A 21,006-nucleotide genomic window follows, 5' to 3' on the forward strand; every position below is an offset into this window, starting at 1 on the left:
TCACTCCTTTTTCATGACTTTGAACTTCAACATCGGGTAGTTGATCACCACTTGAAGCACGATGTTTAAGACATTGGCAAGCGTCGCCGCCAACCCGCCGACATATGGGCTTAAAAAGGCGATCACATGCGGCGGCAACCACACTGAAACCAGTCCTGCAAACACCACCGTGCCGATGTACCACGGCAGAGATTTGGCAATGTTATTGTTGGCACCAAAGACGATGTAGCGTTGGACGAAGTAATTGACGACTTGTGCCAGCACATAAGCCAAAAGAAATGAGGTGAAGCCCCCTAAGCCACCATCTTTCACCGGATAATCAAAGATGAACCAATGAAACGCCTGCGTGGCCAGCGATTTGAAGAAGATCCCGGTACCTAACCACAACACGATGAAGTTGGTAATCGTCGCGGCATTGCTCATGACATTGAACAAAATGAATTCATATAAATCTGGATGTCGGGCTTTGAACCCACGTAAGGCACTGACGATTTTAAACATGATCTTGGGCCTCCAACTTCTCACGCAATTCACGACTGGCACGTCGATTGGCAAAGTATCCGCGGATCAATCGACTTAACCCCCGCCAGAAGTGCCCATTCACAGCCGTCACCATGGCATCTACCATATCGCCACTCACCGTACCATTGGTCATTTTGGCGATGGCGCGCAGAGGCATATTATAAATGAACAGCAGATTCAAACTCGATTCCCCTTTAGCAGCTAACTTGGTTAACTTGTGATCGATATATCGCGCGATCGTGCGGGCTAACCATAAATGTGCAGTGGCAAGATCGCCGATGGTACTTGTCGTGGTGATCACACCAGGCGTCACGACGACGGCATTTTCCTGAGGTGCAAGCATTCGGTCGATTTCTTCAGCATCAGCTTTAGTCACGGCGCCGCTGAAGTAATGCGGTAAGTTAACTTGTGATTGCGGATGAACGCCTTCAACTTCCCAATCGGCGGATAACAATAAGTCACGGGAGCTTGAACCCACTTCAATGCGGTAGCGACCACTGGGGATGACCCAATCATTCGCCGCAGGATCCCAAGCTCTGAAACTATAGTCATCAAATGGGATCGTCACGCTTTGGCTTTCACCTGGCGCTAACTTGATTTTGGTAAAGCCTTTTAGTTCACGTTTGGGGTGATACAACGCAGTATCTGCAGAGGCGATGTACAATTGTGCAATTTCAGCACCTGCGCGCTTGCCAGTGTTCGTTAATACAAAATGTGCGCCGCCTACATCGACTTTCAAATCACGATATTCAAAACTGGTGTAGCTCAACCCGAAGCCAAATGGAAATGCCACTGGTTTCTCGACGGCATCATAGTAACGATAGCCGACATAAAGCGATTCTTTGTACATGGCATTCACATCTGCACTGGGGAAATCATCACCAAATGGCACCTCTGCATAACTGATCGGCTTGGTTTCTGCAAGTTTTCCGCTAGGATTGACCACCCCGAGCAGAACGTCACATAACGCGCTGGCACTGGCTTCACCAGTCAAACTTTGGTCGATCAACGCAGAAACATGTTGCTGCCAAGCCATTTCAACAGGAGCACCTGCAGATAAGATTGCAACGATCGGGGTATCAGTTTTGGCAAGGGCTTCGATTAAAGCCACTTGATGAGCTGGTAAAGCCATATCATCGCGATCTTTGCCTTCGCTTTCCTTTGCTTCATCAAGGCCCACGAAGATTAACGCGACATCACTTTGAGTGGCTATTTGAGCAGCTTCTGCGATCAACGCCTCGTTTGGTTTCCCAACGCGGTCAAATCCTTGCGCGTAGCCCACCACATTCAAAAGTTTCCCAGCAACTTGTTTGAAAGATTCAACATTTTCGGCGTTAACAGCACTGGACCCGGCGCCTTGATACCGTGGCTTATCAGCAAAATCGCCGATGATTGCTACCTTCGTCGTTGCGTTCAGTGGCAATAGCTCACTTTCGTTTTTCAACAAGACCATCGAAGCTTCCGCAGCTTTACGAGCGACTTGATGATGCTTTTCAAAATCAGCTTCTCCGCTTGACGGCAAGGTGTGCACTTGCGTATCAGCGACGATTTTTAAATATTCCGCGACGCGATCATCTAATACTTTTTCATCTAAGCGACCACTGTTCACCGCATCGATCAATTCTTTCGGGCCAACCATCCCAGTGCTTGGCATTTCAAGATTGGAGCCGGCTTTGACCCCTTCAATATGGTCATTGTCACCGCCCCAATCGGTGATGACAATACCATCAAATCCCCAATCGTCACGCAACGTTTTTTGCAGTAACTGCGAATCCTCGTTGGCGTATGTCCCATTGATTTGGTTATATGATGACATGATCGCCTTAGGATGGCCTTCTTTGACTGCGATTTCAAAGTTGTTCAAATACAATTCATGTAATGCGCGTTGATCAATTACTGAGTTAGACGCCATCCGCCGCAACTCTTGACTGTTCACGGCAAAATGTTTCGGACAAGCGATCGTTCCAGTGCTTTGGACCCCGCGAATGTACCCTGCTGCCATGCGACCAGCAAGGATGGGGTCTTCACTGTAATATTCGAAATTGCGGCCACATAAAGGATTTTTTTGAATGTTCATGGCTGGGCCAAGGATCCCTTGAACATCAGCGGTGACACATTCTTCACCAATTGCCTGACCGACGGCTGCCGTAATTTTCGGATCCCAACTATTTGCCAACGCCACGCCAGATGGAAAGCTTGTGGCTTTAATACTGCCGTTTAACCCGAGATGGTCGGCAGCCCCTTCTTGTTTGCGCAAACCGGAGGGGCCATCGGATAACGCTAAAGCGGGAATATTGGCACTGTTAATGCCGAATGTATCAAATGTCGTGCGCCCTGAAAGCAAGGCGGCTTTTTGTTCTAGCGTAAGTTGAAGTTTTTGATTGGTCATATTCGCCCTCCTTTTCAACATCTTCACCATACCGGCAAGTGCAGTTTGAGAAAAGGCTTTCTTCATAATCTGTCGAAAGCGCTACATAACCTGTTCGTTCAGCAATTGAAAGTCATCGCCAATTTGATTATTCTGATTATGGGAGGAGATCACATGAAAATTGCAATTGTAGAAGACGACGACCGCACTGCAGCAGACTTTGCCAACTTAGTCACTGCCTATGGTCAACAACATGACCTCACCCTACAGCTGACTCGCTTCACTGACGGATTAGGATTAGTGGATCACTATCGACCAGAATTTGACGTCATCTATTTAGATGTCCAAATGGCACACATGGACGGGATGACTGCCGCCAAACGCATTCGGCAACAAGATCGTCAGGTGTTGATCGTTTTTGTCACGAATTATGTGCAATATGCGATCGATGGGTATGCCGTCAATGCGTTGGACTTCTTGTTAAAGCCGGTGACCGCGTTTGCTTTTGCGGAACACTTCAAGAAAGTGGCAGCCAAGCTCGCCGTGGCTGATGTGCCAAGTCTGACCTTGCGGATCGATGGGGAATTGGTGAAGCTGCCGATCAATGAACTGACTTACATTGAAAGCAACGGCCATTATTTAACAGTTCATACCACAAACCAAGACTTCTCATTAATCGAATCACTGAAAAATATTGAAGAAACGTTATTGCCTCATCACTTTTTCCGGTGCAATAATTCTTATCTCGTTAACCTCGCTCAAGTCACTGGCATTCAAGATGGTGACGCTTTAGTTGCAGGCACACCATTGCGGATCAGTCGCCCTAGAAAGAAAGCCTTTATGCAGGCACTGACTGATTATTTAGGAGATGAACTGCTATGATCACAACGAATCTCCCTGATATCCCGCGTTTTTATACGGCCATCGCTGAATGGCTTGCATGCTTGGTCGTGTTGTTGCCGCTGGCTAAAAAGCCGCATTGGCGCTTGAACTTTGTTTTATGTGGGTTGGGACAAGTCGCCTTGCAACTATGGTGTGGCACTTGGACACTAGTGCTTTGGGTGCCGGGGATGTTGTTAAATGTCTTCTGGATGGGCGTGACGATTTGGCTAGGTAGTGAGGCCCCGTTAGCAAATCTCGGTTATGCCTTGGCCAAAGCTTTCATCTTTGCTGAGTTCAGTGCCAGTATTGCTTGGCAACTTTATTGCATTTTCTTTTGGCAAAACAATATTCGCGCCAGTTGGCTCACCGCGATCGTCATGATCGTCGCTTACATCATTCTCAATGTGGGTTATGGTTGGTTAAATCGCCGCGATTCGCATGTCGAACCAATTACCGTTGGTCGCAGCGCGTTGCTTTCAGCACTTTTGACCGCATTGATCGTATTTGCCGTTGCCAACCTAGGGTTTCTGCTGGCGCGGACCCAATTTCAATTAGGGAATGCGACCACTGTCTTTGTCTTTCGGACCTTAGTTGATTTATGTGGATTATTGATTTTGGCGCTACAAGCGGATTCTCAACAAGAAAGTCGACTACAAGATGAACTTTCTGCCATCGACCGGATGTTTCAAACCCAATATGATCAATACACCGCTTATAAAGCCTCCAGCAAAGTGATCCGCCGGCAGTTCCATGACCTCAAACATCAAATGGCGGTGATTTTGCAAGAAGACAACGCCGACGTCCGCAGTCAATATCTCGCCGAGCTCAACGACGCCATCAATACTTACTCAGCAACCATCAGTACTGGCAACGCCGTATTAGACACCGTCCTTTCACAAAAAAACGCCACAGCTTTAGCCCAACATATTGATTTGACCTGTTTTGCCGATGGCAGTGCTTTAGCCTTTATGGACGCCATGGATATTGCCAGTCTCTTCGGCAATGCCTTAGACAATGCCATTGAATCTGTCAGCAAAATTCCTGATCACGATCGTCGGTTGATCGAAGTGAGAATTGCCCGAAAACTGGACTTGTTAGTGTTAAGCTTCAAAAATGTTTCCGACAGTGCCCCAGAATTTGATGGCGACATCCCCAAAACAACGAAGCAAGACACCACAGCTCACGGTTACGGGTTGAAGAATATTGCCTACATCGTCCGCAAATACAATGGGCAAATGACGATCAATGTCAAAGACGGGTGGTTTATGTTGAAAGTCATTGTTCCGATCCCTCAATCAGTCAAATAACTTTACTTTCGAATTCCTAAACACTCAAATGGCCTGTTTCCTTCAATGCTGGGAACAGGTCATTTTCATGAGGGTGATTTCGAGATAGGACCTGGAAAAAACGAGAATATCGATTAAGGAAATTTGAAGCATTCACGCAATGATTTGTCACAATTTTGTAAGCGCAATTATGATAATATTAATTTCAAGAAATACCAGACAAAGGGGAATGTCGAATTGGGGAAAAAGACACAATGTGCGCTTGCTTTCGCGGTGATGGTCGTCGCTCTCATTAGCGTGACTGCCGCTGCTGTGAGCGCGAAGCCAACGACCACTGAACACCACACCACTAAAGTCGTCACCGTTAAAAAAGTCGCAGTCAAACAAGAAAATCCATATGAGAATTTATCAACGCAACGTCAAAAAGTGGTGAAAGCCGCTGACCTAGCCACATTAAAAGCAGTGAAAGCCAAACTTGCCGGGCAGTCTGATGACGCGATCACCGCTGCCTTAACCGATGCCACGACTAAAGCAACCGCTATTTCCGGTGCCGATACAGATACGACAACTCTGCGCGAGACTTTCACCAACATTTTAGCCGTGGTGAAAGCACCGAACACCACGACTTTGCAAACGGCGCGTACCTCGATGAAATGGCTGTTTGATTCAACCCTCGCTAAGTACCTCACCAAAACTTACGCCACTAACCTGATCAAGCTTGTTGCCAAGGCCACTGGCCAAACCACTGCGGCAGTTCGCGATGCCTCACAACCATTAACTTCCGAACAATATCAGGCAAAACAAGACGCCGCTGCCAAAGTGCAAGCTGCCGCCGTTGCCAATGCTGCCGCGGCATCGACTGCTGCAACAAACGCTGATACCCAAGCAACTGACACGCAAGCGACGACTGTGACGCAAACACCTACATATACGCAAACGACAGATGATAGCGATGCGACGACGCAATGGACCTACACTGTGCCATCACAAGAAACTACCACACAAACAACGCCGTCAACTTCAACAGACACACAGACTGAACCAACGACAACCACGCCAACAACAGATAACAGCACCTCAACTGCTACGTCTACCACCACTGATTTAACGGTAGGCGGATCTGCCAATGCCACCTCACCATCGCAAACCGGTAGCAACTAGAAATCAATTGAAGTGAGCTAAAAGTCGATTCAAACGAGTCGACTTTTTATATGCTTATGACCATCATCACATGAACACATATTTTCACAAGTTTTTCGTCAGAACTGTGTCTTATCACCTATGTTATGTTAAGACAGCGCCTAGGCGCCAATAAACTCTCGGAGGAACTCTCAATTGAAGCAGCATCCTAAACTGATCTTCTCCATCTTGACAGTCGTCGGCATCACCTTGATTATTGCCGGCTTTCTTTTCTTTAGCGCCAAAAGTCAGCAATATGAAGGCAACTTGTACAAGTCCTATACCAAAAGTATCGATGCTTTCTACGTCGCCGACGATCAAAAACTCGCCGTGGAGATTGTTGAGTATCAGGCTAAAGCCGACAACACCTATCACCAGATCGTGATCGATCGCCCACTCGTCAAAACTGACGGCGACATCCATTCACAGCACGCCACCAATTACATCAGCTTGACATACGCCACTGAAGGCGCCATGAATCACGATCAGCCTGCAAAATATTATTTTGGCAAACTCAAAAAAGATGACAATCAATTAGCCATAGACTCATTAGCACCACTAACGATGACCAACACTTACGGTCAACCTAAGCAAGTCGCTCGCATGACGCTGGTGAAAGAACATGCCAAGTTCTATGATGCTGAAGGCTACAAGAATCTCGCCGAAAAAGCTCACGCAACGCGCTTATCTAAACGACCCTAAAAAAATAGGCTTGATCCAAGTGCAGAAAACTTGGATCGGGCCTATTTGTTAGTATCGCTTCACCACTCGCGTCTTCACGTCGATCACCACTAGCACATGACCATCCCACAACAACACTTTGTCAAAAGGCACACTGCTTAATCGCGACAGCACCCCAGCCACTTCCGCGCGAGCATCAGGCATGACGTGAATAAATAAGTCGTTTTCTCTAAAGTGGCGGTACTGCGGAAATTTCTCAGTTTTACGAACAATCGCTGTGGCGACATCATTCAATGCACCAGACGCTAACGCTCGCTGATCACTAGGGGCGTTGAAGCGAAAATGCGTTTCGATCCCCATTCTCGCTAAGGCGCGGCGTTTTTGTTTGGTGGGCTCTTGCACCAGCAGTTGGCGAAGGTCATCGCGCACGCCAGCCGTCACTTCCACACCAATACTCTCGACCACATCTTGAATATCCGGCCGATCCGCTAACACCGCATGTTTGAAACGTCGCGGCAATCGCGTCTGCAAAGCCTCAAGGGCAGTTTGTTCAGAATGCAACATTCTCGTTGGCATGCGCGCACCTCCTTTTTAACTCATGATACCAAAAAACGCACAGCCTCAGCCATGCGCTTCTCTAAAATTATTCGCGTGTGATCGCAGCGATCGCATTGCGACCAGAAAATGCGGCAAAGCCTGCGGTACTCCCCGGCAAAGTCACGGCATAAGTGTCGCCGACCAACATCCCCGCGGCATCGTTGCCGATGGCGTAAAGCCCTGGGATCGGATAACCTTGCGGATTCAACACGGCGTTGTCGGTATCGATGCGCAAGCCGCCTAACGCACACGCCATCCCCACACCTAAGGTCACCGCGTAAAACGGCCCTGTTTTCACCGGCGTGAGATAGTCTGCGGCTTTCCCGAAGTCTGAGTCAACGCCTTCGTCAACTAACTGGTTATAGCGGTCAACGGATTCCACGAGTTTTGGCAAATGCAACAACTCAGCTAAATCAGCCAACGTGTCAGCCTTCGCCAAATATTTGCGATGCGCCGCGAGATCTCCTGCGAGTTCTTCAGGTAACTTGTCCAAGGTGTCTGGTGAAAATGGTGAATTCCCGACGGCTTTGTACAACCCGACTTCACTTAAGTGCTTCACCGCTGCGGCATCGAAAATCGCAAACGTCCGCGCTTGTCCTAGCAACGCATTGCCTGCATGACACATGTTGTCATTGACATCTTCATTGACGAACCGTTCACCTGCTTGGTTCACCCACAAAATCGCTTCTTGCGTCGCAGCGACACCAATTTGTGACGCCATATGCATGAATGGTGGCAACATCGGGTCATAAATCGCACCACCACCAAATTGTAAGGCACCCATGCTGTCATGCATTGCGCCTACTGACCAGGCTAACTGCATCCCATCACCAGTGGATTTGCCATCAGAGACACTCATCAAGCGATCAGACAGCGGGGTTTGTTGTTTGATCAACTCAGGATTATCGACATAGCCACCTGTTGCGAAAATCACATGTTGCGTCGCGACTTCTGACGTTAAACCGGTAACTTCATCGCGTAACGACACACCGGAAATCTTCCCGTCGTTCATCAACAGCTGCTGCACGCTGGTACTTCTCACAAACTGCACGCCGAGTTCACGGGCTTTAGCAATCAATGTTTCGACTGCCGCATGGCCACCGCCAGCAAAAGCATGAATCGTCGGCCAGCTTTTCCCTTGAGCGCCAACGCCAGAGAATTTCACCCCTAAGTCTGCAAGCCAATCGATAGTTTCACCAGAGTGGTCGATCAATTGCTTTAGATGTGGGGCACTGGCTTCGTAGTGTGAATAATTCAATTCATCTTGTAATAACTGGGTGCGGTCGATGTGAATACCTGCTGCTTGTTGAAGGCGTGAGTCGACACCCATCGCCCCTTCCACGTAATTGCCGTCGCCACCAAGGGAGCGGCCTTTTTCAACAACTAAACAAGATAAATCAGCTTGACGTGCAGCGATTGCCGCCACTAAACCTGACAAGCCGCCACCAACGATCACCACATCAGTCATGAGGCGCCTCCGCTTTCATCCCAGCGGAAACCCCACCATCGATCACCACCGTTTGGCCAGTCATGAAGGTTGCTTCACTTGCCACAAACACGAAGACTTTGGCGAGTTCTTCAACGGTTTCATACCGCTTCATCGGTACCGTCGGCGTCATGGTTTCAATGAACGCGCCATCGTTTAACGGCGTTTTCGTCAAGCCAGGCGCCACACAGTTGACGCGAATATTTTGATCCGCGTAATCGACAGCGGCGGCTTGGGTCATCCCCATGATCCCGTTCTTCGCGGCGTTGTACGCACCAAAGCCACCAGGGGCGTAGAAACTGCCGAGCGCACCGGTGTTGACGATCGACCCGAAGCCTTGCTTGAGGAATAATTGCAGTTCCGCGCGCATGCACTTGAAGGTGCCGACCAAATCAAGCCCCACCGTTTTGTCAAAATCATCATTGGTCAATTCGGCAAAAGGCTTCAACACCCCGCCGCCTGCGTTATTAATGACAAAATCTAACCGTCCGAACTGCGACATCACTTGTTTCAACGCCGCGTCGATCGACTCGTCTTTGGTGACATCCATCACAATCCCGATGATTGTCCCTGCCGATTGTGCATTCAACTTCTGCGCCACTTCCACGACTGACGGTTGATAATCCGTCAACACGACGTCGGCGCCTTGTTCAGCGAATGCTGCACTGACGCCATAGCCGATACCTTGTGCCGCACCAGTGATCAACGCTACTTTTTTATCTAACATGATTTATGCCTCCTGCAAAGATTTCCCTGCTTCTGTCGCTGCGATCCAACCTGATACGAACGCGAACCCGTTGGCGATGCCTTCATAACTTGGGTAGCCGTCGGAGTACAAGCCGTTGACGTTGTTGCCGACGATGTACAAATCTTTCAATGGCTGCCCAGCTTTGGTGACGGGCTGGCAGTTGCGGTCAACATGCACACCATCCAATGTTCCTAAAATCGCGCACCGTTCTTTGATCGCGTAAAATGGGCCTTGTTCAACGCCGAACTTCAATTCATCAGCGGACTTGAGGAAGGTATCATCATTGCCGTCAGCAACTGCTTGGTTGTAAACTTTAAGCGTCCGCTTCAACGCCGTCAGTGGCAACCCGAGTTTCTCAGCAAGGGCCTCGATGGTGTCAGCTTTCACCACTTCGCCATGAACGATGGCATCATCAAAATCTGCTTGAATATTGGGGATCGGTCCTACTGTGCCAGTCGGAGTTTCCCCAGGTTCCAAAAATTGCCGCTCAAACGTATCTTCCATCGGCACCACGTTTTGCTTAAAGTGGTCGAGCGTCGCTTGATCAAGGATCACACTGTATTTACCGTTGACGTTATGCGCGGCGTTAGCCCACATGGCAAAATCATACACAATGTCTTCGTTGACAAAACGATTCCCAGTTTGATCGACCCACAGCAGCGGCAAGTTGGTCAAAGTCTCCACACTACTTTGCCGGCGCATCGGGTTGATCCTCAAGCTTGGTGCGCAACCATGGGCAAACAACACCGGATTGTGCGAAACGTTAGCGCCTTGTTCGGCACAGAGCTTAATGCCCGTGCCATCGGCTTTGCGTTCCCCGAGATTCAACAGCGCATCGTTGTCAGAATATTTGGCAGCCATCATTTGCTGACTCCCGCAATATCCGCCATCGGCAAAAATCACTTTGCTGGTTTCGATTCTGAGGTCTTCATCGTTGTTGTTCTTCGCAAGCACTGCTTTGAGGCCTCCGTCTTTGTCATAGTCGAGGCCAACTGCCCAAGTTTCAGTTAACACAGGGTTCCCAGCGTCGGCGAATTTCTGTGGCCATGCATCCCAAGTGTCCATTTTCGATTTGAAGTTATTGAACTTGTGATACACTAGCGGATCGTTGAGGTGCGCTTTCTGTTCACTTTGCTCAACAGTGGCCGATAGCCCCATCGCATCCATCCGCTCGATATTTTCGCCAGACAATTTGAGGAAGCGCGCCAACAGTTCGCCGTTGACAAAATAATGATTGTATTCGGTGAGGCCTTTGAATGCGTCGGCATAATCATAAGTCACGCCTTTTGCTTGTTGTTGCTTGGAATGCACGGCAAAAACGCCGTGAGCGCCGAACTTCCCAGCGCCCCCGACTTTATCGCCACGTTCTAACATAATGAACGGGATCTTTTTTTGATAGAGATCAAAGCCTGCCGACAAACCAGCAGAGCCACTGCCTACGATCACAACTTGAGTCTTCAACGTCTTCATAGTTGGGTTTCCTTTCTGATTGTGAACTATCCTACAAGTTCAGAATAAAACGGTTTCAGAAAGTTTACCAACATCGAATAGTTGTCAGCGATAACTTAAACTTATCGCCTTTAAAATCAGCTTTTCAAACAAGTCTTGGCGATCGCGACTGATCGCCGCCACCACATTGAAGCCTTGTTGCAAATGCTTTGGCGACAGGCGCGTCAAGTGGTTGCAGTGCGCTGGCAATCTGAAATCATCAGGCACTAGCGCCACGCCGCCTTTGAAATTCACGGCGAGTGCTGCCGCTTGAAAACTATTCACCTGCGCGATCGACGCATAGCCCCAATTTTGTTGCAGGTATTGCTTGAGCATTGCCGCTTGAATGTCTGCGATGCCAGAAGACTTCCAGTGCTGGAGGTAAAGCTTGCTGCTTTTGCTAAGCGTCGGCGCGTCTGGTTGCGTCGCCACTTCTTCCGTGTTGCACAGCACATCAAAGCCGACTTTGCGTAGCGGGAACGTCTGCAACTTCGCGTTTCCCGCAAACGCCAACTCAAAGCCGATCAAAATGTCATAATCATGTGCGAGCAGTCGCGTGAACGCGTCAGCAAATGGTTCTTCATCAAAACTCAATTGCTTGGTTTGCAATTGTTGTGCAAACGCCGCCGCTTCATCTGCGAGGCCTTGCAGGAAGTGAACGCGCAGCATCGCCGCTGGCTCTTGTTCAGGATGCCGCCAGATTTCTCCGTAGGCGTCGAGTACTTGAATAGCACGCTGGTAGAAGAACTGACCAGCACTTGTGAGTGATAATGACGTCGGCGTGCGATTGATCAGTTGCACCCCAAGATCATCTTCTAAGTGTTTGACTGCCGTCGATACCGCAGTTTCAGACACGTAATTACGTTTAGCGGCGGAGCTGAAGCCATGGGTTTGGACCACGTCGACGAAGTATTTCACGGGCTTTAGGTTGTAGTTCATGCGGGGAGCCTCCTGGGTGGTAGCGGTGTCTTTATTGTGCGATGATTGTGAATGATTCAGTAAGGTTCGATTGAACAATCGAAAACAGCGTCTCTTGCATAAAAAAAGAAGGCCCCGCATTAAAGACATGCTTTCCTAACTTTGAAAAAAATAATAATTACTACATTTCAAGGTCATCTTTTTGAATCTTCTCTGGATCACTATAAAAAATCATTGCGATCGATAACAATGCAGTCTGAAATGCATAAACTAGAAAAACACCTGTAACAAATGACCAGCAAAAGTAAACTCCAAGTATCCAGGTATTCTTGTAGTGCACTAAGACTTGCATCGACATATTAATCATTAATCCCAAAAAAGAGAAGCCTAATGATCGAAATAGTAGTTTTGGCAATGCTCCATTATATTTTGATTTGGTTAACTCGACCATCACCTTTGACTTTGAAAGTGAAATGATAATTCCGTAAAATGCACTGTAAAAACCGATGATAATGGAGAGAAAACTTATCAATGAGGACAGGAGTGTAGAGTATCCTTTAATATTGGAATAACTCATTCCTAAATTCTTCCATAGCAAATATGCACCTAGTAGAATGATTCCGCCGAAGATAAATGGAAATAAGTTGAACAACTTATCGTTAACTAGTTTTTTCATTTTGTCCTTCTCTACAGATTGTCCGCAATGCGACTCCGAAAAGGTCCAGCTCCATCAGCACTGACTTTCAAATAAAGTAATACCATCGTGTCCTCGACTGAGTCTGGCCGAAGATGTATCTTTCTGGTATTTCCATCTTCATCCTTTACTGATGAGAACGTATGGAAAATACATAATTTTCCATTAAGCAGATCAAAGGTTTCCACCGGGATATCGCCTTGCTTACCTCGAACAATTGCGGAGGAAAACATGCTCTTATTGTTTCCAATCTCTTCAATTATTTGCCTAGTTCCCATTACGGGTAAGCTGGGATTTTTCCGATTTCCAGCAGTAATCGTGAGTCCAAACTGTGCCTCAGAGCTTGCGCTAAATGCATCTCCGATTCCCCCAAGCAAATTCTTAATTGTTCTAGGCAGGGTATTCCGAGAATCATTAGCAAATTTCAGGGATAAACTGCGAAAATTAGTTGAACTCATTGCCTTGGACAACGCTCTTTTGTCAACCACAGGTCGAAATTGAAGATCTAAGGTTGTATCTGAAGATGCTTCATCGTCATTTCCAAGCTTGACTTTAGAATATAAGTGCTTGAACATCTCACAGATACCAGTAATTGATAAACTATGGAAATTTCTCTGCAAAAAGAGGACGCTCAGCTCCGCATCATAAACGCAACTAATATCCTCAGCGATATACTCATCAGGACTAAGTTCTAGATCAGTCAGGCTTTCGTCCTCCATCTCAGTGGTTGCAGCTCCCTCGTCACGCATCTTGGTTACGTGAAAATATGTTAATCGCATATTGGGATGCTCTCGGATGGACTGATCATCCAGTGTGACATCATGAATCGAATCTATACGAACTGGAACACCAAAATAATTTACAGTTCGTTGTGACGTGCTCATTAACTTGATTTCATCTAACAAAACCTGAATATTTAACTCATGAAGTTCGCCATCAACTTCATGATACGATTTGTATGCTTCAAACTTAACCTTCTGCGTCTTTGATGCCAACTAGATTTACCTCTTCTCCATAAGTAAGCTGGTAACGATTCTTTGTGCTATTTCCTCAATCGTGTCTAGGTCAATTACAAACCATTCACGAGGCGTGACGATTCTACCATTTCCAACTGTTATATCAACATCCAACTGATATTGCGCCAACGCGTGATGCAATGCAGTCTCCAATGCTTCCGCCTTTAGGTTTACAACCTTAAGCTCACCCGCCAGACGAACTGGTCCATAAAGATAAGTTGATTCATTTTCAGCGTTAGCAATTCTCCTCCGCACTGACCCCGTAGTAAAACCAACTTTATAAAGCGGATGTTGCGCCTGGATTTCCTTAATCTGTGGATTATTGCTCAACGATTCCAACATATAGATGAACCCTGTAACATGGTCATCACCTGTCAATTCAACGCCATGCTCAATCTCGGTTACAATTCGTCCCTGTCTACCATACAGAGAAGCTGCTAGGCCGTTTCTCGTAGGATTGTTTTCAGTCCCGTTATCATATATCACATGCATGCGTGCATCAGTCTTACGATTGCTGTTATCGTTTAGTTCAATTTCTTCGCCAATTTCATCAATATAAAGCAACTGCCCCTTCAGGACATAAAAATGTTGCACCTGCAATTCATAATTTTTGAACGGCAAAAGCTGCCGTTGTCCCGACGCAAGCTCTGATTGGACTTGCTTGAACATGCTTTCGTACTCATCAAAGTTTTTCACCGCTCTACGCTGTGAGATAACTTCAGGACGATTCTGCTGTTCTCGCTGAGTCGCATTCAAGTTCTTAGTATCGAAGAGTTTGCTGCCTGCAACTTGTTGATCACTCTTCTTAAACAAAATCGAATCATCATTCAGAATGTCATCCAAGGAAGAAAAGTCTTTTTTCTCCTCTTTGACGACCTCATTGAATGTAGGGCCATCTTCATGTGCAGTGAGTAAACCTGCAGTATCATAAGGCATCAGTCTCTCACGGCGTTCGGGATCTTCTCGGATACCTTTCAGACGACTGGCAAGCTTACGCTGTTTCATCTGAGATGGATCGCGGAGTTTTTGAGGCTCTTGACCATGATGAGCAATTACCCAATCAGTGATTTCCTTAAAGCCTTCAATTGTGGAATCATAGCTAGCTACCACCTTTTTCGGTTTGCTCGCAAGCAGTGATGCAGCATCCGGATCATTGAAAATATCATCAAGTGAACGAATCGGGCCTTGATTAGTCATTTCGCTGTCTCCTTGCCTGCATGTCTCTTAAAGTTGCAAGAGCATATGCCATTTTAACTTCAAGCTCGTCGTGACTGCCTTTATCTGGCTCCCGCCCATTATCCACGATAAATTGTTTGGTTTGGTTGTACAGGTAAACTAGTTCCGCTTCATCAAAATCAAATTTCTTAGCGTCAATGGAACGCTGAATTGTCCGCAAAACATCGCTGTCGATATTTTGAGACAAGACTTCATAGGCCCGTTGGAACGGATTGATGGAATCAATCAAGTTGATATCCAACTCATCGACGTTGATGAACTTATCAGCCATCCGCAAGAATTCGTTGGTATTACCATGTTTGTCTGTCGTTTGATCAACGACAGCATGCCGCAGCACGGTATCCGCCACAGCATACTGACGAACTTCTTCGATTTCCTCGTCATTCAACCCTGGGTAACGGGTCATAATCACTTTAGGAATCAATACCTTGTTCATCGTCTCTGCGTCCACGTTTGCCGCGATGCCATTCTTCACTGCGTTATCTTGTAGAATTGCTGCCTTCAAGTCTGGCATGTCATTCTCAATGATGCTACGTACAGCTTTTGTAGAGGGATTCTTTAATCCCCGGACAAAGATGTCGCCGCCATTGCCTGAAGAGTGTTCTTCTTTAGGCTTACGCGCTTTAAGGTGAATCTCTGGTGCGAGTACTTGTTCCATCAGCAATGAAGCAGTAATCGCCTTGAGAATCGAGTTAACAGCAAATTGAACATCGCCGTCTTTAGCATCCGGTTGTTCAATCATGTTTGTGAACTGAGCATGTGACTTATTAGAGCTATCGCGCGTGACGCGCCCAATGATTTGCACAATCTCTGTTAAAGACCGGCGATAGCCAATAGTCAACGCTTGTTCAGCCCATGGCCAGTCAAATCCTTCTTTGGCCATGCCTAACGCAATCAAAATATCTAACTGATCAGCCTGATCCATCTTGCGCAGATATGCTTGAACCTTATCTCGACCGTCCTCATTGACAAGATCGGCAACCTTCAACAATCTCCCATCGAAATGACTTTTCAGTGTGTAAATGCCGGTGTCTTCGTTTTTTGAAACAAGATCACCAATCACATCAAAGATAGCATCAACTTCAGTGTACTTGTCTTTCGTCGACTCACCAGAATTAACGCTTGGAATATGAATAATGGTCTTCTTGGTTACATCAATTGCTTCGTCTAAGGCATCCAGATACTTGCCTTGATAAAACTTGTAATCAATACCGAACGACTTCAGATATCTGTATCCATCCAGTTGCTCGTAGTATGTGTAATTAACCTTATCGAACTGCTGCTCATCTTCCGGAGACAGAATCGGTGATGAATCACCACGGAAATAAGACCCCGTCATTGCAAGAATGTGTGCCGTGGAGTTATGCATAATGTTCTTCAGCGCACCTCCAAGGACAGAACTGTCCTGAGAAGAAACGTGATGAAATTCATCAATCGCCAACATTACGTTGTCGAACTTGTGATCATCATCGACTTTCTCATATGCAAAACGTAGCGTTGCATGCGTACAAATGAGAATGGTAGCCGTATCGTCGTTCATGAAATCAATGAATTTCTGAACTTTGCCCGCATCCCCACCATTTAAAGTAAGATCATACTTCGAATCTACTGACCAATCTTCATAAAAGCCAAACTTAGCTAACTCGGTATGTTGGAAAGATTTTCCAATTGAACGCTCGGGTACGGCGACAATAACCTTTCGAACACCCTGATTAGCCAACTTATCAAGTGCAACAAACATCAAAGCACGTGATTTACCAGACGCTGGTGGCGCCTTGACCAAGATATACTGAGAATTTCGATGTTGATATACACGTGCCTGCATCTCACGCATACCCAACTCATTCGTATTTGTGCTTTTACCAGTTCGATGATAATTGACAGCAACTACATTCTTCTCACTCATTTGTTACTTTAATCCTCTCTTTATACATCGATAACAACATTTTAAATCGATCAGCGTCATTTTCGAATCCCGAAGATTGATATGCATGATCAACAACTACATCTAATTTTTGATGAGCTGTTAGTAGCTTTTCATTCATTGGCTTTGGGTGTGTTTCGGCCAATGGTGAACCATACTGCGTGGCTAAAGTTCCATCTTCTTCTTCTCTAATATCTAATATATCTAGTACTAGACTTTCGATTTCTTTTTTCCTTCGTGTTGAAATCTTGGGAACCGGGAATGTGTTGTACACTAATGTGATTGAATAATTATAATCCATCTTCAACTTACCACCGATAGAATTAAGCCAAACCATGTGCATTCGTGATTCAAGCAGACCCAAAATCCATAGCTCAGCGTCATAGATTGCCATTGCCTTATTAGAGATTACGTATGAGCTGTCCACGATTCCCATCGGCACATACAATCTGTTTCCTGAAGAAACTTCGGGAATGATAATCGCATTAGTGTTCTTCCACCGTATTTCACCAAACATACTGGGGTTGTCTGCTAATTTTCTGGTCGCAGCTCTCCTACTTTGTAATCTGTAAGATTTCACCTTTGATATTCGACTTGTTATTTCTGCTACGCCATTGTACTGATTACTTTCAATATTAGCGAGCCAGAGACAGTATCGAGTCTGGTTCTGCATAAATTCATTTGATCCAACATATTTCTTGAAGAATCGTTTTTGTGTATCTGAGATTTTAGAGTAAGCCTCATTGCTAATGATAAAATTTCCACCATCGTTTGGCATACTTCCAAATGTCATTTCAGGTAGACCGAACAAGTTTACTTTTGATTTAGAAACGACGGTATCATCCCCATCCGAAAGATACGGTGAAATATTTTCAACCGGCCTTACCAAATTACCGTTTATTAATAATTTGCTGTCTTCAACATATCTGTAGTCACCAACACCGACAATAGCGACGATAACTCCTGCATTGTTTTTAGCATTGTTTTTCCATCTAAAAGAATTATATGCAAAAATAATCGTACTATTCAGAGCAAACAGTAACGGCCATAAAACTGCAACCTGTTCACCTTGCGTTATAGAATTGGTTGTAACAAAACTGTACTTTGCACGACTATCTTTGATAAACTCGGATGCTTTGAAAAACCATCCTGAAATATAATCCAGCGAGTTCATACCTTTTGCTGAATTCAGAGCAGTGGCCAAATCCTTTTTTTGCGATTCATCCTGCTTTCTTGCTCCAAGATATGGAGGATTTCCAAAAACATACACATCATCAGATCTTGAATGTTTTAAAATCAGATTCCAGTCCTTTAGTAAAGCATTTCCTCGAACAATCGCGCCCGCATGCTGCAATGGCAAAGTTGGACGGACTGCATCACTAATCTGTTCGTGTAGTTTTACATTCATTTGATGTTCCGCAATCCACAATGAAAGCCGAGTAACATCACACGCAAAGTCATCAATCTCTATTCCATAGAATTGATCTAATGTCACCGAAGGAATGTAATAAACTTGAACATTCGGAATGTTATTTAATTCTTTAATGATTTCTATTTCCAATTGTCGTAATTCTTTGTACGTGATAATTAAGAAATTACCAGATCCGCATGCCGGATCCATAAATTTGATTTTACCAATTCGGTCATATAGTTGCTGTAACTTATTTTCGTTACCTTTTGCAGCTTCAAAGTCTTCACGTAATCCGTCCAAGAACAGCGGCTTAATAACTTTCATAATATTGGGCACCGAAGTATAGTGCATGCCAAGATGACTACGACTGTCTTCACTGGCAACCGCCTGAATCATCGACCCAAAGATATCGGGGTTAATCTGACTCCACTTGAGCAGCTCCCCAGCTTCAATAATGAGCTTTCGAGACTTGGCACTAAAGTGTAAGGGTTCATGCGGATCTTTAAACAAGTCACCATCAACATATGGGAAGTCATTCAACCAGCTGGGGGTATCTGCTGGTCGCTGACTTTTTTCAAAGTCCAATACACCAAATAGACTACTAATGAATTGATCAAAATCACTCCCATCATCAGCTGTCATTTCGTTTACTCGATTGGTGAATAAATCCCGCTTAAAAATATTGGTATCTTCTGCGAATAAGCAGAACAAAATACGAATCAAAAAGAGGTTCAAGCCTTTGCGTGTTGCATTAGGATTGTCCTTAACCACAACATCATACAGCTTTGCAAAGCGTTCCGCCGCACGAACATCAGCAGGATTTTCCTTATCGAAATCCGCTTTTTCAATTCCGTTCCATGCCAAGAAGAAGTCAAAATGCAGTGGCAACTTTGTAAAATCGATATCAAGCGTCTCGTTAGTCTTAACATCCTTAGCTAACAAGTGCTCGTAGTTTGTTACTAGTAGGTAGCGAGGCTTGGACCCGAGTTCATCGACCCGATCTTGTAAGTCAGTAAAGTCTTGCATCAAATCACTGGTGCCTTCTCTGAAGTATAGCTTGTTTTTCAAATAGACTGCACCAGGTTCTTTCGCCAAGTTGTTAATTCTTTTACGTAACTTGGTAACGGTCGCTCTTGGAATATCATAGACGCTTAGAAAGTCATAGATAAACTCAGAGTGATCTGGTCTGCTCACGATTTCTTGAATTTGATCCTCGTACTCGGTGATTGCCATATTGCTCCCCCATACAAATTGTTCTAAGTTTAATTATCTTATAGAATATTGAATCGCACAAGCGTCCACAATGCCAATCACATCTACGCCACAATTCATTAGTTTTCGGTATACATTTCTGCTTCATCATCGGCAAAATGATCAAACATCGCATCGCATCCCTCGAGAACATTAGTAACCGCTCTAATACACTTTAGTACATTTATTGGATCGATTGCATTACTGAGCTTGTGATACTGATGATTGAATTCCGTCGGATATCTGAAAAAATCACCTTGAAAATCAATGCTACCAAGCGTTTCAATAAAGTCGTTAACATTTTTTCCTGTATGATCCTGATTGTTGACATCATTTTCTGCTTCAATTACCGGATACACTTTCTTCCATAACTTCTTGTAGATTAGATGTGTACCACGATTAATTTTCAAATCTTGAATTTTTGAATACTTTGATGACGCAATTTGTTTCAGCTCTAGTTCCAAAAGATGTCTAAGCAAAAATAAGGCGGGAATCCAGTACAGTGAGCTAAGTTTGTTGCGATGATTAGTTAATCAGTATTCACTTACTGATAAGTATCCTTGAATTACGGCAAAATACGTCTCGGAGTATCCATATCCAGTAAGGTAACAGTTTCCAATACCATCATTGGCGGGCAAAAACAGTTTTTCATCAGGTAACTGATTTGGCAGATCAATTTGGAATTTATCAACACCTGTAAACTTGTCATCAAACGGTTTGTGAAGCAAAGAAAATGCAATGCCAAGGTTCATAACTGTATCATAGATATTCAAGAACTCAGGCGGTCGCTTGTCGAAGAACTCTAGTTTGAACGGAAATCGAAACAGAGAGGACTGTTTGTCCCAATATTCGACGTCCTCAAGATACAACTCGAGCCAACGCTTCTTTGCGACAGATAGTTCCACTTTTTCACTATCTTTAATATGATCAAATAAGGAGATGAGATTATGTTTGGAATTTTCAAAGATTTTCTGTATTTGGGCTAATCTGGGAGTTGTTAGATAAATCGTTGCCTTTATAATAAGTTCAATAGCTTGACGGAATAAGAATAAATCTGCCAGAAACCATGTATCATCTTTCATATTGTCGTGACCAGCGTGCATTATTTCATTGGCCACTGATACTGCGGACTCAAAATAAGCGTCTGCTAAATCTAAATAATCCTCGATTCGACTTCCTTTCCATTTCAGGAATACTTTTTCTTCATCATCACAAATATTCCAGAAATCTAGTGACGTATCTGGCCAGAGTGCATCGAATTCCCTACTACCGTGCCATGAGCCCATCTTTTCTATTTTTACAAAATCTTCCATTGTAAA

General features: G+C 45.2%; 18 protein-coding genes. 4 read left to right on the forward strand and 14 right to left on the reverse strand.

Features of this window, described 5'->3' with window-relative positions:
* Nucleotides 1-501 (reverse strand): GtrA domain-containing protein, encoded by a 501-nt coding sequence (locus tag EKM92_RS02170; protein WP_125707412.1) that lies wholly within the window; start codon nucleotides 499-501, stop codon nucleotides 1-3.
* Entirely contained in the window at nucleotides 494-2,911 is a 2,418-nt protein-coding gene (locus EKM92_RS02175) for a glycoside hydrolase family 3 C-terminal domain-containing protein (RefSeq protein ID WP_125707414.1), read from the reverse strand. The genes EKM92_RS02170 and EKM92_RS02175 overlap by 8 nt, the downstream gene beginning before the upstream one ends.
* A gap of 153 nt (nucleotides 2,912-3,064) precedes the next feature.
* Between EKM92_RS02175 and EKM92_RS02180 the strand changes: the two genes are divergently transcribed.
* The 4 genes from EKM92_RS02180 to EKM92_RS02195 all read left to right on the forward strand — a co-directional run bounded on the left by EKM92_RS02180 (nucleotide 3,065) and on the right by EKM92_RS02195 (nucleotide 6,939).
* Nucleotides 3,065-3,772, forward strand: a complete 708-nt coding sequence (locus EKM92_RS02180; protein ID WP_125707416.1) for a LytR/AlgR family response regulator transcription factor — start codon at nucleotides 3,065-3,067, stop codon at nucleotides 3,770-3,772.
* Nucleotides 3,769-5,079, forward strand: a complete 1,311-nt coding sequence (locus tag EKM92_RS02185) for a sensor histidine kinase (RefSeq protein ID WP_125707418.1) — start codon at nucleotides 3,769-3,771, stop codon at nucleotides 5,077-5,079. The genes EKM92_RS02180 and EKM92_RS02185 overlap by 4 nt, the downstream gene beginning before the upstream one ends.
* A 216-nt stretch (nucleotides 5,080-5,295) precedes the next feature.
* Complete coding sequence (locus tag EKM92_RS02190; RefSeq protein WP_125707420.1) at nucleotides 5,296-6,219, forward strand: hypothetical protein; 924 nt, start codon at nucleotides 5,296-5,298, stop codon at nucleotides 6,217-6,219.
* A gap of 174 nt (nucleotides 6,220-6,393) precedes the next feature.
* On the forward strand, nucleotides 6,394-6,939 hold the full coding sequence (locus tag EKM92_RS02195) for a hypothetical protein (RefSeq protein ID WP_125707422.1): 546 nt from the start codon (nucleotides 6,394-6,396) through the stop codon (nucleotides 6,937-6,939).
* A gap of 48 nt (nucleotides 6,940-6,987) precedes the next feature.
* Here the strand turns inward: EKM92_RS02195 and EKM92_RS02200 are convergent, their stop codons facing one another.
* The 12 genes from EKM92_RS02200 to EKM92_RS02255 all read right to left on the reverse strand — a co-directional run bounded on the left by EKM92_RS02200 (nucleotide 6,988) and on the right by EKM92_RS02255 (nucleotide 21,000).
* Entirely contained in the window at nucleotides 6,988-7,494 is a 507-nt protein-coding gene (locus EKM92_RS02200) for a hypothetical protein (RefSeq protein WP_125707424.1), read from the reverse strand.
* 67 nt (nucleotides 7,495-7,561) lie between these two features.
* Nucleotides 7,562-8,983: a vinyl phenol reductase gene (locus tag EKM92_RS02205; RefSeq protein ID WP_125707426.1), complete on the reverse strand. Its 1,422-nt coding sequence runs from the start codon at nucleotides 8,981-8,983 to the stop codon at nucleotides 7,562-7,564.
* Nucleotides 8,976-9,728: an SDR family NAD(P)-dependent oxidoreductase gene (locus tag EKM92_RS02210; protein ID WP_125707429.1), complete on the reverse strand. Its 753-nt coding sequence runs from the start codon at nucleotides 9,726-9,728 to the stop codon at nucleotides 8,976-8,978. Before EKM92_RS02210 ends, EKM92_RS02205 begins: the two co-directional genes overlap by 8 nt.
* A 3-nt stretch (nucleotides 9,729-9,731) precedes the next feature.
* Nucleotides 9,732-11,219 (reverse strand): FAD-binding protein, encoded by a 1,488-nt coding sequence (locus tag EKM92_RS02215; RefSeq protein WP_125707431.1) that lies wholly within the window; start codon nucleotides 11,217-11,219, stop codon nucleotides 9,732-9,734.
* An 84-nt stretch (nucleotides 11,220-11,303) separates the two neighbouring features.
* On the reverse strand, nucleotides 11,304-12,176 hold the full coding sequence (locus tag EKM92_RS02220) for a LysR family transcriptional regulator (RefSeq protein ID WP_125707433.1): 873 nt from the start codon (nucleotides 12,174-12,176) through the stop codon (nucleotides 11,304-11,306).
* A gap of 160 nt (nucleotides 12,177-12,336) precedes the next feature.
* Nucleotides 12,337-12,831, reverse strand: a complete 495-nt coding sequence (locus EKM92_RS13650; RefSeq protein ID WP_191988939.1) for a hypothetical protein — start codon at nucleotides 12,829-12,831, stop codon at nucleotides 12,337-12,339.
* Nucleotides 12,832-12,842: 11 nt separating this feature from the next.
* Nucleotides 12,843-13,844 (reverse strand): DUF6731 family protein, encoded by a 1,002-nt coding sequence (locus EKM92_RS02230; RefSeq protein WP_125707435.1) that lies wholly within the window; start codon nucleotides 13,842-13,844, stop codon nucleotides 12,843-12,845.
* Between the two features lie 6 nt (nucleotides 13,845-13,850).
* Complete coding sequence (locus EKM92_RS02235) at nucleotides 13,851-15,062, reverse strand: GIY-YIG nuclease family protein (protein ID WP_125707437.1); 1,212 nt, start codon at nucleotides 15,060-15,062, stop codon at nucleotides 13,851-13,853.
* A complete protein-coding gene (locus EKM92_RS02240) occupies nucleotides 15,055-17,007 on the reverse strand; it encodes a DEAD/DEAH box helicase (RefSeq protein ID WP_125707439.1) in 1,953 nt (650 codons plus the stop codon). The genes EKM92_RS02235 and EKM92_RS02240 overlap by 8 nt, the downstream gene beginning before the upstream one ends.
* Nucleotides 17,000-19,669: a class I SAM-dependent DNA methyltransferase gene (locus EKM92_RS02245; RefSeq protein WP_125707441.1), complete on the reverse strand. Its 2,670-nt coding sequence runs from the start codon at nucleotides 19,667-19,669 to the stop codon at nucleotides 17,000-17,002. Before EKM92_RS02245 ends, EKM92_RS02240 begins: the two co-directional genes overlap by 8 nt.
* 98 nt (nucleotides 19,670-19,767) lie before the next feature.
* Nucleotides 19,768-20,151, reverse strand: coding sequence for a hypothetical protein (locus EKM92_RS02250; protein ID WP_125707443.1), 384 nt, complete (start codon nucleotides 20,149-20,151; stop codon nucleotides 19,768-19,770).
* Nucleotides 20,152-20,220: 69 nt separating this feature from the next.
* Nucleotides 20,221-21,000, reverse strand: coding sequence for a hypothetical protein (locus tag EKM92_RS02255; RefSeq protein WP_125707445.1), 780 nt, complete (start codon nucleotides 20,998-21,000; stop codon nucleotides 20,221-20,223).
* Nucleotides 21,001-21,006 lie beyond the last annotated feature (6 nt).

The organism is Lacticaseibacillus porcinae (assembly GCF_003946305.1).
Lineage (GTDB): Bacteria > Bacillota > Bacilli > Lactobacillales > Lactobacillaceae > Lacticaseibacillus > Lacticaseibacillus porcinae.